13 protein-coding genes are annotated in these 14,708 nt (G+C 62.1%); 8 read left to right on the top strand and 5 right to left on the bottom strand.

All coding sequences use genetic code 11. The features are described from left to right. Positions 1-2: 2 nt before the first annotated feature. Together L8F45_RS20110 and L8F45_RS20105 are read right to left on the bottom strand one after the other, a co-directional pair. Positions 3-392 (bottom strand): type II toxin-antitoxin system VapC family toxin, encoded by a 390-nt coding sequence (locus tag L8F45_RS20110; RefSeq protein WP_342359634.1) that lies wholly within the window; start codon positions 390-392, stop codon positions 3-5. Then, positions 379-654 carry an AbrB/MazE/SpoVT family DNA-binding domain-containing protein gene (locus L8F45_RS20105; RefSeq protein ID WP_342359633.1) on the bottom strand — a complete coding sequence of 92 codons (276 nt, stop codon included), beginning with the start codon at positions 652-654 and terminating at the stop codon, positions 379-381. The genes L8F45_RS20110 and L8F45_RS20105 overlap by 14 nt, the downstream gene beginning before the upstream one ends. A gap of 242 nt (positions 655-896) precedes the next feature. Here L8F45_RS20105 and L8F45_RS20100 point away from each other — a divergent pair, with 242 nt between their 5' ends. Continuing rightward, positions 897-2,936: a putative bifunctional diguanylate cyclase/phosphodiesterase gene (locus tag L8F45_RS20100; RefSeq protein WP_342359632.1), complete on the top strand. Its 2,040-nt coding sequence runs from the start codon at positions 897-899 to the stop codon at positions 2,934-2,936. Positions 2,937-3,013: 77 nt separating this feature from the next. On the opposite strand, the gene L8F45_RS20095 is transcribed toward L8F45_RS20100, so the two are convergent. Beyond that, the gene (locus L8F45_RS20095) at positions 3,014-4,060 is read right to left on the bottom strand and encodes an L-idonate 5-dehydrogenase (RefSeq protein WP_342359631.1); all 1,047 of its coding nucleotides are present in this window, start codon (positions 4,058-4,060) and stop codon (positions 3,014-3,016) included. Positions 4,061-4,309: 249 nt separating this feature from the next. On the opposite strand from L8F45_RS20095, the gene L8F45_RS20090 reads away from it, so the two are divergent. From L8F45_RS20090 to L8F45_RS20065, 6 genes are all read left to right on the top strand, one after another. After that, positions 4,310-5,590 (top strand): ABC transporter substrate-binding protein, encoded by a 1,281-nt coding sequence (locus L8F45_RS20090; RefSeq protein ID WP_342359630.1) that lies wholly within the window; start codon positions 4,310-4,312, stop codon positions 5,588-5,590. A gap of 90 nt (positions 5,591-5,680) precedes the next feature. Continuing rightward, positions 5,681-6,532 (top strand): carbohydrate ABC transporter permease, encoded by an 852-nt coding sequence (locus tag L8F45_RS20085; RefSeq protein WP_342363513.1) that lies wholly within the window; start codon positions 5,681-5,683, stop codon positions 6,530-6,532. 43 nt (positions 6,533-6,575) lie between these two features. After that, a complete protein-coding gene (locus L8F45_RS20080; RefSeq protein WP_342363512.1) occupies positions 6,576-7,391 on the top strand; it encodes a carbohydrate ABC transporter permease in 816 nt (271 codons plus the stop codon). A 6-nt stretch (positions 7,392-7,397) separates the two neighbouring features. Then, positions 7,398-8,420, top strand: coding sequence for a Gfo/Idh/MocA family protein (locus L8F45_RS20075; RefSeq protein ID WP_342359629.1), 1,023 nt, complete (start codon positions 7,398-7,400; stop codon positions 8,418-8,420). Then, on the top strand, positions 8,417-9,499 hold the full coding sequence (locus L8F45_RS20070) for a Gfo/Idh/MocA family protein (protein ID WP_342359628.1): 1,083 nt from the start codon (positions 8,417-8,419) through the stop codon (positions 9,497-9,499). The genes L8F45_RS20075 and L8F45_RS20070 overlap by 4 nt, the downstream gene beginning before the upstream one ends. Positions 9,500-9,507: 8 nt before the next feature. Then, a complete protein-coding gene (locus tag L8F45_RS20065) occupies positions 9,508-10,506 on the top strand; it encodes a Gfo/Idh/MocA family protein (RefSeq protein ID WP_342359627.1) in 999 nt (332 codons plus the stop codon). Positions 10,507-10,537: 31 nt separating this feature from the next. Here the strand turns inward: L8F45_RS20065 and L8F45_RS20060 are convergent, their stop codons facing one another. Beyond that, positions 10,538-11,884, bottom strand: coding sequence for a hypothetical protein (locus tag L8F45_RS20060; RefSeq protein ID WP_342359626.1), 1,347 nt, complete (start codon positions 11,882-11,884; stop codon positions 10,538-10,540). A gap of 260 nt (positions 11,885-12,144) precedes the next feature. Then, the gene (locus L8F45_RS20055; RefSeq protein WP_342359625.1) at positions 12,145-12,843 is read right to left on the bottom strand and encodes a fumarylacetoacetate hydrolase family protein; all 699 of its coding nucleotides are present in this window, start codon (positions 12,841-12,843) and stop codon (positions 12,145-12,147) included. A 179-nt stretch (positions 12,844-13,022) separates the two neighbouring features. On the opposite strand from L8F45_RS20055, the gene L8F45_RS20050 reads away from it, so the two are divergent. Next, complete coding sequence (locus L8F45_RS20050) at positions 13,023-14,474, top strand: aldehyde dehydrogenase family protein (protein ID WP_342359624.1); 1,452 nt, start codon at positions 13,023-13,025, stop codon at positions 14,472-14,474. The last annotated feature ends 234 nt before the right edge of the window (positions 14,475-14,708 follow it).

Raw genomic sequence — 14,708 nt, 5'->3', positions numbered from 1 at the left:
GGTTACGGCGCGCGAACCTTGATGTCGGCGAGCGCCTTCGCCGTTTTCGTCAGGCGTTGATCAAAGCTGACGAAGGCCTCGCAATCGCTCGCTTTTGCGAGATGGAGCGCGTCGGCGAAATCGAGTCCTTCAGCCACCCAGCCCAGCGCCTTTGCCGCGATCGCCGGCTCTTCGATCGTGACTCGCGGAAGGCCGGCGAACGCTCCGAGCGCGTCGCAAACCTGCGAAGGCGCGAAACCATACACGCTCCGCAGCACCCATTCGCTTTCCAGGAGCACGGTCAGGCTGACGAAGACGTCGGCTTTCGCGATGAGCGCTTTTGCGCGAGGCGATTGCTCGGGATGATCGTTCGTGAGGTAGCGAACGACCACATTCGTATCAATCGCGAGCATGCCGCCGTCTTGCTTCGGCGGCGACGCCGGCATCCATCTCCTCGATCGTCTTTGGCGTCCCCTTGTGCTTCAGACGCCCGAACACCTCTTCGGCGCGCGTTGGCGCAAACACGGGAGCCGCATGGAGCAGCACGCCCCCGGGAGTGTCCTCGACAATCAGTCGCGTGCCGGCGTCCCAGCGTCGCCGACGCCTGATCGACGTCGGCAGGATGACCTGTCCCTTCGTCGAGAGGGTGGTCGTCAACTTTTCGACAGGCGCCATTGGGCTCTCCGGAGGCAAGGTAAGACAAAAGTAAGATAAGCTTTCTCGCTTGAAATTCAAGAGACAGAAAGACTGCAGTCAAGAAGGCGTTGCAGAAAGCGGCGTGATTTTGATTTCACACGCCGATTAAGCATTTAGGAACTTGCCCGCGATAGGTATAGAGCGGGCCGCGGCGACACGCACGAAACGGCCGATCCTGGGGCGTAATCGTGCGTGCTGGCGAAAGTCAAACACGAGCGGACGTGAAGCGGCGGGCGCTTTCGAACGACCTCGCCGACGGCGAACTGGCGCCTTCCTTCATCGATCCGGCTTCGCGCAAGGGCGACAAGTCAGCGCCGCGATCGCCATTTGGGGCGGCGGTCTTCGACTTCCTGTCCGTCCCCTCCAATCCGGACCTGCTGAAAGCGCAATATCGCGCATTCTCGCAGCAAGTGCCGCTGATGTATGTGATCCTGATGGTGAGCACCTGGATGCTTGCCATTACCCATCTCGGCGAAGCGCCGGCATGGCTCGCTCTCGGCTTCCCCATCTTCATGACGGTGGCGAGCGCCGTTCGCATCATTCACTGGTGGAAGTCGCGCAACGTTACGCCGACGGCCGAGATCGCCAGAAAGGCGCTGAAGCGCACCAATCGACTGTCGAGCATTATCGCCTGCATGTTCACATGCTGGGCGTTGGCCCTGTTCTACACCGGCGACGCCTACGACAAGTCCCATGTGGCGTTTTATATGGCGATCACGGTGATCGCGTGCATCTTCTGCCTGATGCACCTGCGTCCCGCAGCGTTCAAGGTCGCCGCGATCGTCAATGGTTCTTTCGTGGTGTTCTTTTCCCTCACCGGGCAGAAGACGCTCGTCGCGACGGCGATCAATCTCGCTGTCGTGTCGGTCGCCATGCTGGCGATCCTGCTGATCAATTATCGCGACTTCGTCAGGATGATTGAGGCTCAGGCGCGCGCGCAGGCGCTGAGCGACGAGAATTTCCGGCTCGCGAATGTTGACAGTCTCACCGACATCCCGAACAGGCGCGCATTCTTCTCCGAGTTGAAGACGGCTTTCGCGTCCGTCGCAGATTCCAGAAGGCGCGTCGCCATCGGCATGCTCGACCTCGACGGCTTCAAGCCGGTGAACGATCTTCACGGCCACGCGGCCGGCGATCGGCTGCTTTTCGAAATCGCGCGCCGTTTTGAAGCCATATGCCAATCGGAACGGGTTTATCTCGCTCGTCTCGGCGGAGACGAGTTTGCGCTGATCGTCAACGACATCGCGTCGGACGCCGATCTGTTTTCTTTTGGCGAACGGCTCTGCGCGGCGGCCAAGGCGCCTGTCGCCTTGCCGGATGCGACGGTTCAGATTTCGGGATCGGTAGGGTTCGCCGTCTATCCCGAGATGGCGGCCTCCGCCGAAGAGCTTTTCGATCATGCAGACTATGCGCTCTATCAGGGAAAGCGCCTCAGGCGTGGTTCAGTCACTCTCTTCTCAGCCGCTCACGGCGCGGAAATCCACCGCGACGCGCGGATCGAGCAGGCGCTGCGGTTCGCGGACCTGGACAGCGAAATGGCGATCGCCTTTCAGCCCATCTTCGATATCGAGAATGACGTACTGCTTGGATTTGAAGCGCTCGCGCGTTGGACCAGCCCTCTGCTTGGCGAAGTGTCCCCGGGACAATTCATCCCCGTCGCCGAACGGGCCGGGCTCATCAGCGGTTTGACCCAGAGCCTCCTGCGGAAAGCGCTAACGATCGCCGCCGGCTGGCCGAGCGGCCTGCGGCTGTCGTTCAATTTGTCGGCCCATGATATGGGCACGCCCGAGGCGGTTCTCGGGATCGTTTCCGTCATCATGAAAAGCGGTTTCGAGGGCGGGCGGCTCGACTTCGAAATCACCGAGACGGCGTTGGCGCGCGACATCCAGCAGGTTCAGTCGTCAATCCAGATGTTGCGAAACATCGGATGCGGAATCTCGCTCGACGACTTTGGCTCGGGCTATTCCAGCTTCACGCGGCTCCATGCGCTGCCATTGACCAAGATCAAGGTCGATCGCAGCTTCGTCTCGAAACTGCACGAGCGCCCGGCCAGCTACAAGATCGTCAAGTCCCTTCTCGCTCTGAGCCGCGACATGGAGCTGGAGTGCGTTGTCGAAGGCGTCGAGACCGAGCAGGAGATGGCGACGCTGCGAGAGCTGGGTTGCAAAATCGTGCAGGGAAATCTGTATTCGCCTCCGCTTCGCGAACGCGATTTGCAAAACTTCATCGCTTCGAGAGCAGTCACGCGCGCCGTCGCGTGAGCAGCTCGCCGCACCGCCGTCGGCGATGAATTGTGAAGGCGCTTCTCCTCGTTGAAGCCTGACGGTCCGTTCGCCGTTCAGGCGAACGCCAACTGCACCTTCATCGAGCGGCTTTTGTCGGCGGCGAGCTCGAACGCCTCGACCGCGAGATCGAGCGGCCGCGTCGCGGTGATCAGCGGGCGCACATCGATGCGCCGCGTCGAGATCGCCTCGGCCGCTTGCGCGAACTCCTCATGGAAGCGGAACGTGCCGCGCAGGTTGAGCTCCTTCGCGGTCAGCACGTTGAGCGGAACCTCGATCGTTCCGCCGATGCCGACCTGCACGATGACGCCCTGCGGCTTCGTCAGCTCGATCGCCTGCGCCAGCGCGCGCGGATTGCCGGAGCATTCGAAGGCCACGTCGATGCGGCCCTTGTCCTTCGCTTCGCCGGCGAGCGCGTCGCGATCTCGCGCTACATTCACAGCGCGGTCGGCGCCAATCCTGCGCGCGAATTCGAGCGGCGGATCGACCACGTCGGTCACGATGATTTCGGCCGCGCCGGCGTCGCGCGCCGCGAGCACGACGAGCGCGCCGATCGGCCCGCAGCCGGTGACGAGAACGCGCTTGCCCTTCACCGCGCCGGCCTGCCGCACCGCATGCAGGCAGACGGCGAGCGGCTCCGACATCGCGGCTTCGCCCAGCGAGGTCTGCGCGCTGACCGGCACGCACTGCTTTGCGCCCACGACAATGCGATCGCGGAAGCCGCCCTGCACATGGGGCATGCGCATCGCGCTGCCCCAGAAGCGCATGTCGAGACAGTGCTGGGCGACGCCCGCGCGGCAATATTCGCACATGCCGCAGGGATGGCTTGGATTGAGCGCGACGACAGCGCCGATCGCGAGGCCCGAAACGCTCGCGCCCAGCGCCTCGACCGTGCCCGCGACCTCATGGCCAAGGATCATCGGCTCGCGCACCCTGATCGCGCCGAAGCCTCCGTCGAGATAATAGTGAAGATCCGAACCGCAGATGCCGCCGGCGCCAATGCGCACAAGAACCTCGCCGGGGCCGGGCGCTCCGAGCGGCTGGGTTTCAATGCGAAGGTCCTTCGCCTGATGAAGGACGCAGGCGCGCGTTGAATCGATCATCTCTCTTGCTTTCTCACTGAATGAGACACGCGGCGTTGCGACGCGCGGCCTCCGCATGAATCCCTTAATCCTCCGATGGCTGCGACGAAAGTCCCCGTCCGATCGTCGGAAATATCTCCTTTCGTCAGCCAGCCAAGCGCCTAAAGTTTCCGCGACGACAAACTTGAATGCGCCGCGGCGCGCAGATAGCTTGCATGCAACGAACGAGGGGGCGGTGGTTCACGCCGTCCAAAAGAGGGTGGAGGAATCATGTCCAGGATCGATCGTCGTCAATTCTCATCCTATGGCGCCGCGACGCTGGGGCTCGCCGCTTCGGTCGGCGGCGCGCAAGCGCAGTCCGGAACACGCCTGCGCTGCTTCTGGTGGGGCAATCCCGAACGCGACAAGCGCACCCGCGCCGCGCTCGACGCCTATGAGAAGAAGGCCGCCGGCGTGCAGGTCACGTCCGAATCGATCGGCTGGGGCGAATACTGGACCAAGCTCGCGACGCAGACCGCCGGCGGCAATGCGCCTGACCTGATCCAGATGGATTATCGCTACATCTACGAATATGCGCGCCGCAACACGCTGCTCGCGCTCGAAGGCGTGATGCCGAAGCCGCTCGATCTCGCGACTTTCTCGCCCGGCGCGCGCGACAGCGGCAAGGTCGACGGCAAGCTCTATGGCGTCACGCTCGGCGTGAATTCCAAGGCGATGATCTATGACGTCGCCATGTTCGAGAAGGTCGGCGTCAAGAAGCTCGATCTCACCTGGACGTGGGACGATATGGCCCGTATCGCCGGCGAAATCTCCAAGCTCAATCCCGGCAAATATTGGGGCACGGGCGACAACAGCCGCTGGGAGCAGGGCTTCGAGCACTGGCTCAACCAGCGCGGCAAGTTCATGTACACCGAAGACGGCAAGGCGAACTTCTCGCGCGACGAGGTCGCCGAATGGTTCGATCTCTGGGACAAGCTGCGCAAGACGGGCGCCTGCGCGCCGGCCGAAGTGGCGGCGATGAACACCGGCGCCGTCGATCAATATGAAATCAGCCGCGGCACGGCGGCGATGAGCTACGCCAACTCCAACCAGATCGTCGCCTTCCAGTCGATCAGCAAGAGCAAGCTCGCCATGAGCTCGTTCCCCAGCACGCCGGGCAAGCCTTCCGGCCACTACATCAAGCCCTCCATGCTGATGAGCGTGTCCTCGCGCAGCAAATCGCAGGAAGAGGCGGCGAAGATCATCCAGTTCATGGTCAATGAGGACGCCGGCGTGAAAGCGCTCGGCATCGAGCGCGGCGTTCCCGGATCGAGCGAAGCGCAGAAGATGATCGCGTCCGACCTCGATGATCTCGGCAAGGCGCAGGTCGATTATGTCGCGGCGATCACCAAGGTCGCGGTTCCTCTGCCGCCGCCGCCGCCGAAGGGCGCCGGCGAAATCGAGACGCTGCTGCGTCGCGTCGCCGACTCGGTGGCGTTCGGAAAGCAGGATGTGAAGGCGGGCGCTGCGCAATTCCATATGGAAGCGGTGAACGTCCTGGCTCGCGCCTGAGGTCGTTGGCGCGTGCACGGCGTACAGAAGCCGATCAAGAGCCCGGCGAGCAGTCGCTTCCGCGACGAGGATTTGCCGGGCTATCTCTTCATGACGCCCTGGATTCTGGGCTTCCTGGGGTTCACGCTCGGGCCGACTCTGGCCTCGCTCTATCTCTCCTTCACGAAGTTCGACTTGCTGAGCAGCCCGACCTGGGTCGGCCTCGACAATTATCGCTTCATGTTCACAAGCGATCCGCGTTTCCTCAACGCGCTCAGAGTGACATTCGTCTATCTCATTCTGGAAGTGCCGCTGAAGCTCGCCTTCGCGCTCGCGGTTGCGACGATGATGGACAAGCATATCCGCGGCGGTGATTTCTATCGCGCGCTTTATTATGTGCCGTCGCTGCTCGGCGGCTCCGTTGCGATCGCGGTGCTCTGGCGGCAGCTCTTCCAGGGCGACGGCGTCGTGAACAAGCTGCTCTTCGCCATTTTCGGCGTCCAGGGTCCGAGCTGGATCTCGACGCCGGAAACATCGCTCTACACGCTGGTCATTCTCGCGGTCTGGCAGTTCGGCTCGCCGATGATCATTTTCCTCGCAGGTCTCAGGCAGATTCCGCAGGAGCTCTACGAGGCGGCGTCGATCGACGGCGCGACGAAATGGAAGCAGTTCGCGCGCGTGACGCTGCCGCTGCTCGCGCCGGTGATCTTCTTCAATTTCGTACTGCAGATGATCGAGGCCTTCAAGGCCTTCAGCCCGGCCTTCATCATCAGCGGCGGCACGGGTGGTCCCGTCGATTCAACCCTGTTCTATACGCTCTATCTCTATCAGGAGGCGTTCGCGAATTTCCGCATGGGATATGCGTCGGCGCTGGCGTGGGTGTTGCTTATCATCATCGCGCTCTTCACGAGCCTGAGCTTCCTCGCCTCGAAATATTGGGTGTTCTACGAAGATGAGCGGTGAAGCTTCATCAGGCCTGGTTGGCGAACAGCCGACGAAAGCGGGAATGGCGCTGCGCCATGTGCTGCTCGCGGCGGGCGCCTTCTTCATGCTCTATCCGCTGCTGTGGATGGTCGCGAGCTCGTTCAAGCCGGAATCGGCGATCTTCACCGATCTCTCGATCATTCCCCATCATCTCAATCCGGAGAATTACATCAACGGCTGGAACGCGCTGCAGGTCAGCTTTTCGCGCTTCTACTGGAACTCGTTCCTGATCGCGATCCTGGTCGTCATCGGCAATGTGATGACCTGCTCGCTGACCGCCTACGCTTTCGCGAGGCTGAAATTCCGCGGCCGCAACATCCTGTTCGCGCTGATGATGATGACGCTGATGCTGCCCTATCACGTCACCCTCATCCCGCAATATGTGCTGTTCCTGAATATCGGTTGGGTCGACACAATCCTGCCGCTCGTCGTGCCGAAATTCATGGCGGTCGACGCGTTCTTCATCTTCCTCATGGTGCAGTTCTTCCGAGGGCTGCCACGCGAACTTGACGAAGCCGCGAAGATCGACGGCTGCGGCCCCTGGCGCATCTACTGGATGATCATCCTGCCCCTGTCGAAGCCGGTGCTCGCGACCGCCGCGATCTTCTCGTTCCTGTGGACCTGGAATGATTTCTTCGGCCCGTTGATCTATCTCAACGACATCGCGAACTACACGGTGCCGCTCGCCCTGCGCGCATTTGTCGACTCGACCGGCACGTCGGCATGGGGTCAGCTCTTCGCCATGTCGACGCTTGCGCTCGCGCCGATCTTCTTCTTCTTCCTCTTCTTCCAGCGCCTCATCATCAAAGGGGTCGCCATGAGCGGCCTTAAGGGTTGAAGCCTTATGCCTCAGAGATCGATCAAATTCGCGGCCATCGGGCTGAACCATAGCCACATTTATGGCCAGACCCGCTGCTTGCTGAACGCCGGCGCCGAACTGGTCGCGGTCCACGCCATCGAGGATGATCTCGCCAAAGCCTATTGCGAAGCGTTTCCGCAGGCGAAGCGCGCAGCCGACAAGCGCGAGATTCTCGAAGACAAATCGATCCAGCTGGTCGTCAGCGCCTCGATTCCCGACGAGCGCGCGGGAACCGCGATCGAGGTCATGCGCCATGGCAAGGACGTCATGGTCGACAAGCCGGGCCTCATCACCTTCGAGAATCTCGCCGAAGTGAAGAAAACGGTGAAGGAGACCAAGCGCATCTGGTCGGTTTGTTTCTCCGAGCGCTTCGAGACGGCGTCGACCGAACGCGCGACGCAACTTGTGGCTCAGGGCGCGATCGGCAAGGTCGTGCAGACGGTTGGTCTCGGGCCCCACGCGTTGCGCAACAATCCGAGGCCCGACTGGTTCTTTCAGCGCAAGCGCTATGGCGGCGTGCTCGCTGATATCGCCGCACATCAGTGCGATCAGTTCCTGCATTTCACGGGATCGAAGACGGCCGAAGTCGTCGCGTCGCACATCGCCAACCACGGCAATCCCGAAACGCCCGAGCTTGAGGATTTCGGCGAGGTGCTTCTGCGCGGCGATGGCGGCACCGGCTATATCAGGGTCGACTGGTTCACGCCGAAAGGTCTGGGGACATGGGGCGACGGTCGCCTCGTGATTCTCGGCACTGACGGCTATATCGAGTTGCGCAAATATATCGACATCGCTGGCAAGCCGGGCGGCGATCATCTCTTCATCGTCGACAACAAGGAGACGCGTCACATCGACTGCGCGGGAACGCCGTTGAGCTACGGCCCGCGCCTGATCGCCGACGTGCTTGATCGGACCGAGACGGCGATGACGCAGGAGCACTGCTTCCTTGCGATGGAGCTTGCTCTGCAGGCGGAAGCGAAAGCTGTGCGCGTGGGAGGCGAGGCGTGACGAAGAAATTCGGCGTCGCCGTCGTCGGCCTCGGCATCGGCGCGCAGCATGCGGAAGCCTATGCGAAGCTGCCGGAGCTGTTCGATCTGAAGGCGATCTGCGATCTCGACGAGAAGCGCGGCGCCGAGAACGCCAAGCGCTTCAACGTTCCGAACCAGTTCACCGATTATCCCGAGCTTCTGAAACTCGAAGGGCTCGACATCGTCAATATCTGCACGCCGCCGAATTCACATTTCGATCTGATCTCGCAGGCGCTGGCTGCCGGCAAGCATGCGGTGTGCGAGAAGCCGCTCGTCGGCTCGCTGCGCGATGTCGACCGGCTCGCCGAGCTAGAAAAGAAGTCGTCCGGCCGCGTCATGCCGATCTTCCAATATCGGTTCGGCAACGGCCTCCAGAAACTGAAGCTGCTGGTCGACAAGGGGATCGCCGGCCAGGCGTTCCTGACCACGATCGAGACCTCATGGTTCCGTGGCGCTGAGTATTATTCGGTTCCCTGGCGCGGCAAATGGGCGACGGAGATGGGCGGCGTCTGCCTGACGCAGGCGATCCACTCCCACGACATGCTGACCTATATCAACGGCCCGATTTCGCGCGTGTTCGCGCGCGTCGCGACGAAGGTCAATCCGATCGAGGTCGAGGATTGCGCCGCGGTCTCGGTCGAGATGGCGAATGGTTCGCTTGCGACCCTGTCGGCGACGCTTGGCGCGTCGAACCAGATTTCGCGGCTGCGCTTCGTGTTCCGCAATCTCACCGCCGAGAGCAATCTCGATCCCTATCGCCCCTCGCGCGATCCCTGGACCTTCACGGGCCCGACGCCGGAAGCGCAGGCAAAGATCGATGTAGCGCTGAAGAGTTTTGCGCCGGAGCCCGAATTTTTCGTGGGCCAGTTCCAGCGCATGCATCAATCGCTAAGCGACGGATCGGCTCCGCCGGTGTCGCTGGCCGATGCGCGCGCTTCGCTGGAGCTGATCACGGCGATCTATCATTCCGCCCGCACGACGGAGCCGGTGGCGTTTCCGATCGGCTCCGGCCATCCGCTCTATGAGGGATGGCTGCCGACGGATCGTCGCGCGAACTGAGAATTTCCATGGCGCGTCTTCGTCTCGCCGTCATCGGCGTCGGCCCCGCGGTTGAGCCGCATGCGAAGAGCCTGATCGATCTCAGGGACCGCGTCGATGTGGTCGCTGCCGCCTCGCGCAGCGAGGCGCGGGCGCAGGCTTTCGCGACAAAATTTCCGCTGCCGGTCAGCAGCGATATCGATGGGCTGATCGCCGACAGGTCGATCGACGCGGCGCTGGTTCTCACGCCGCCGAACGCGCATCTCGAACTGACGGAACGCTGTCTCGCCGCCGGCAAGCATGTGCTGGTGGAGAAGCCGATCGAGATCACGGCCGAGCGCGGCCAGCGCATGGTCGACGCGGCGAAGAAAGCCGGGCGCAAGCTCGGCGTCGTGCTGCAGCACAGGTTCCGGCCGGCTTCGGTGATCCTGCGCGAGCGCATCGCATCGGGCGCGCTCGGCGACATTGCTGCGGGTTCGATGGTCGTGCCGTGGTGGCGGCCGCAAAGCTATTACGATGAGCCCGGCCGCGGCACGTTCGCGCGCGATGGCGGCGGCGTGCTGATCACGCAAGCGATCCACACGCTCGATCTCTTCCGCTCACTGGTCGGCGTCAGCAAGGTTGAGGCGGCGCAGTCGATCACGACGAAGCTGCATCGCATGGAGGGCGAGGATCTCGTCCACGCGCTCGTTCGTCTCGGCAATGGCGCCCCCGGCCTCATTCAGGCGACCACGGCGCTTTATCCCGGCTCGCCCGAACGCATCGAGATCATCGGAACGAAGGCGAGCGCCGCGCTTGGCGGCGGCGCGCTGACGATCACGCATCTCAACGGCGAAAAGGAAACGGTCGAGGCCGAAGGCGGCACCGGCGCCGGCGCGAACATCATGGATTTTCCCCATGACGCGCATCGCGCTCTCATCGCTGATTTCCTCGACGCGATTGAGAAGGATCGCGAGCCGCGCGTCAGCGGTCAGGAAGCGCTCGACACGCAGAAGCTGATCGAGGCGATTCTGGCTGCGGCGCGCTGACAGCGCGGCGCAATTTTTTCGAATGGACAGTCTAGGCGAACTTGCTGGCTTTCTTTCCGATTTTGATCTTGATGCCATATGATTCCAGAACCGCGTCATACGCGCCTTCGATGATGCGTTGCAGGATGTCGCGGGCTGTCATTGGCCCCATCGGCGCCAGACGCACCGCACGCACCACTCCACGCCTGAGCGAGAAGATCGTTACGGGCTGATGTGAATTCTCATCGGAGTAGGAGACCTGGTAATTGACATCTTCGCCGAGCAGATATCCGGAGTTGGCCATCACCACTTCCGCGCGCTGCTCGGCGGGATCGTAGGGCCGCCTGCGGTCGCGCGCGCCATGATGCACGAACGGCGCGCGGATATTGCGGAGATAGAGAGGGATGGATTCCGAGCGGCCCTCGTAAAGCGTCAATGTCTGGTCCGAACTGTTGGGGAACGCCCGCACGACGCTGGTCTCGACGGGCCCCAGCGGCCGCAATGGCTGATTGCGGTTGATCGATTGCCGCTGCAGCAGAATCTTGATGTGCAACTGGGGAAAGTCCCGCAGCAGATCGTCGAGGTCTTTGATCAGGGCACCGGCGGAGGCGCCGCCGACGACGCTTTCAGTGACGACGATGGTGACGGGCCGATTGTTCCGGAATTGCAGAAAATTGCGGATCGCTTGCTGAAATCGGCCGATATGCTCATTGCGCGCATATTGCGGCGGGTTGATCAGGCTCAATTCGCTGGCTTCCGAGACCTTGCTGATCTTGTAATTGAGGATGCCCCGCCCAAGGAGATTTACGATGTGGTCAGCCACAAGCGCGCCGCCGCGTTCAAGGCTGAAGATGGCTTCGGCCGGGCCGATTTCCTGCACAAGCGACCGGATGGCGTGACGATTGAGCGCGATGAAGCTTGCCGGGATCGCGCCTTGAAGATCGGTGTAGTACTGGTCGTCGCCCCTGAGCGCCTTGATTGACTGAAGGCGGATCAGAGGATCCGGGCTCATCAAACCCGGGCCATAGATGGAGATGTGGTTCCTGTGGTGAGGGCCCGCGTCCAGAATCGCGGCGCAAGCGGGATCGACTCGCAAGGCGCCAAGCCTGGACTGGTTGACCAGGCGCGTGATGAGGTCGCGAGCCTGGACTTCTTCCGCCGGGAGCGGGCCGCTGTAGTCGGCAAGGTTTTGGACGCCATTGAGCAGGAGCGCAAAGCCTTCGTTCGATCCCAGGACTTGCTCGACGATCGCAAGCTTGACCGCAAAGGGAAGCGCATCGAGCCATCGCGCCTTGATGGCGACCAATCCGCCGAAGATCTCTTGATTGATCCGTTGCAGCGCAACGGGTTTACGCAACCGCTCCGGGAGGTTGCGAATTTCGTCCGGCGACAGAAACATTGCAAAGCTCCTGCCTTGCTTCTCCGAACATTCCATCTCCGGCGTTTAAAGATCGCCGGCTCATCGATCAACGTCGCGGCTTGGACGTAGCGATCAATTCTTGCAAGACCCATACACTTTGCGAATGGCGTGGGGTCTCAAGAATTTTTAGAGAGGCGCTCATTGATTTCGTTAGCGGTTCTGAATCCCTTTGTTGAACGCTATGCGAAGGCGCGTTTGTTCCTGGTCTGGACAAGCTCGCCGGTCCGTCGCTGTCTCCGTCAGACGACTTTCGCCGTCACCGTTCCCACGCCTTCGCAAGAGCCCTCCATCACGTCGCCGCGCTTGATCGCGCCGACGCCTGACGGCGTGCCCGACATGATGAGATCGCCGGGCTGAAGCTCAAACAAGCCGGAGAGGTAGGAGATCATCTCCGGCACCTTCCAGATAAGCTGGTTGAGATCGCCTTCCTGCTTCATGGCGCCGTTGACCTTGAGCGAGATCGCGCCTTTCGCGGGATGGCCGATCTCGCTTGCGGGAACGATGTCGCTCATCGGCGCTGAATGCTCGAACGCCTTGGAGATTTCCCAGGGGCGGCTCATCTGCTTGCACTCGTCCTGCAGATCGCGGCGCGTCATGTCGATGCCGAGCGCGTAGCCATAGACATGGTCAAGCGCGCTCGCGACGGGAATGTCCTTGCCGCCTTTGCCGATCGCCACCACGAGCTCGATCTCGTGATGCACATTCTCGCTCTTCGGCGGATAGGGAAAGTCGCCGCCGCCGAGCACGAGATTGTCCGGATTCTTCTGGAAGAAGAAGGGCGGCTCTCGATTGGGATCGCCGCCCATCTCGATCGCGTGCGCGGCGTAGTTGCGGCCGACGCAATAGATGCGATGCACGGGGAACCGGCCTTGCTGGCCCCTCACCGCAACCGACGTCACGGCCGGCGCGGCGATCACGAAATGGGTGGCGGTCGTCATGGGAATATCCGTGTTCCAAGGCCGATATCGAAAACGACGTCGCCGATGAGAAGTCGGCTGTCAATGCGGCCCGGGCGCGCCAGAAGCGGCGCGCATGCGCGCCCGGCGGCGGCCGCATCTGGCGGAAAGCGCTTTGCGGCGATAGGGTCGTCAAAACATTCGACGACAAGGGCGCCATCATGATCTCCGCTTCGCTTCTCGCTCATTGCGGCCATTTCTACATCGACGGCGAATGGATCACGCCGCATGGCGCGCGCGTGGAGCCGGTGGTCTATCCGGCGACGGAAGAGAGCTTCACCGAAATCGCCATGGGCGATGCGCGTCATGTCGATGCGGCGGTGGCCGCGGCGCAGCGCGCCTTCCCCTCATTTTCGGCGACCTCGAAGGAGGAGCGGCTCGACCTTCTGAACAAGATCGTCGCCGTTTACGAGAAGCGGATGGAGGATATCGCGCAGGCGGTGAGCTACGAAATGGGCGCGCCGATCACGCTGGCGCGTCAGGCGCAGGCGGCCGCCGGCCTCAACCATCTCAAGCGCGTCATCGCAGTCTTGAAGGATTATGAATTCGACGAGGTCGTCAACGGAACGACCGTCATCACGCGCGAGGCCATGGGCGTTTGCGGCCTGATCACGCCGTGGAACTGGCCGCTCAATCAGATCGGCTGCAAGGTCGGGCCGGCGCTCGCCGCCGGCTGCACGATGGTGCTCAAACCCAGCGAAGTCGCGCCGATCTCGGCGCTGATCTTCGCTGAAGTGCTCGATGAGGCCGGCGTTCCCAAGGGCGTGTTCAATCTCGTCAATGGCGACGGGCCGACGGTCGGCCAGGCGATCGCGAGCCATCCCGGCATTGACATGGTGTCGTTCACGGGTTCGACGCGCGGCGGCGTCGCTGTTGCGAGAGCGGCTGCGGATACGGTGAAACGCGTGTCGCAGGAGCTCGGTGGAAAATCGCCGAACATCATTCTCGATGACGCCGATTTCACTGCGGCGATCAAGCATGGCGTCGCGCTCTGCTTCAACAATTCCGGCCAGTCCTGCAACGCGCCGACGCGCCTGCTCGTGCCCGCCGCGCGACAGGCTGAAGTGATCGACATCGCGAAAAGCGTCGCTGAAACCATCGTCGCCGGCGATCCCTTCGCGCAGGGCACGGTGATCGGGCCTGTCGTCAGCGAGACGCAGTACGACAAGATTCAGGCGCTGATCGAAAAGGGAATTGCGGAAGGCGCGCGGCTCGTGACGGGTGGCCCCGGACGTCCCGCAGGCCTCAACAAGGGCTACTATGTCAGGCCGACGATTTTTGCCGACGTCACCAACGACATGACGATCGCGCGCGAGGAAATCTTCGGGCCTGTTCTCTCGATCATGCCTTATGCGAATGAGAAGGAAGCGATCGCGATCGCGAACGACACGGAGTATGGCCTGTCGAGTTATGTCACGTCTGGAGACATCGAGCGCTCGCGCAAGGTCGCGCGACAGATCAGGGCCGGCATGGTTCACATCAATGGCGCGCGCGGCGATAACGCTGGAGCCTTCGGCGGCTACAAGAAATCGGGCAATGGCCGTGAATGGGGCCGTTACGGCTTCGAGGAATTCCTCGAGGTCAAATCGATGTTCGGATATCGGGCGGCCTGATCAGGAGTCCGGCGCGTCTCTTGCTTGGTTAACAGGAGACGTAGCGGAAACAAAATCTGCAATGTTTCAAGTGGATTCCGGGCTCTTGGCCTCTGAATCGCCATGATGTTGCAGGCAGTGTGCCGCCCGGTTATGACGCCTCCACGGGGCGCAAGAAGCTATGGGGTAAGGATGTTGGCTGTGGCAGGCTCTTGGCGAGGCGATCGCACGGCAAAGAGCCTGGACTTCCAGCCT

The sequence above is a fragment of the Terrirubrum flagellatum genome (assembly GCF_022059845.1).
In the GTDB taxonomy this organism is placed as follows: domain Bacteria; phylum Pseudomonadota; class Alphaproteobacteria; order Rhizobiales; family Beijerinckiaceae; genus Terrirubrum; species Terrirubrum flagellatum.
This window is presented reverse-complemented; position numbering and strand designations above follow the sequence as displayed.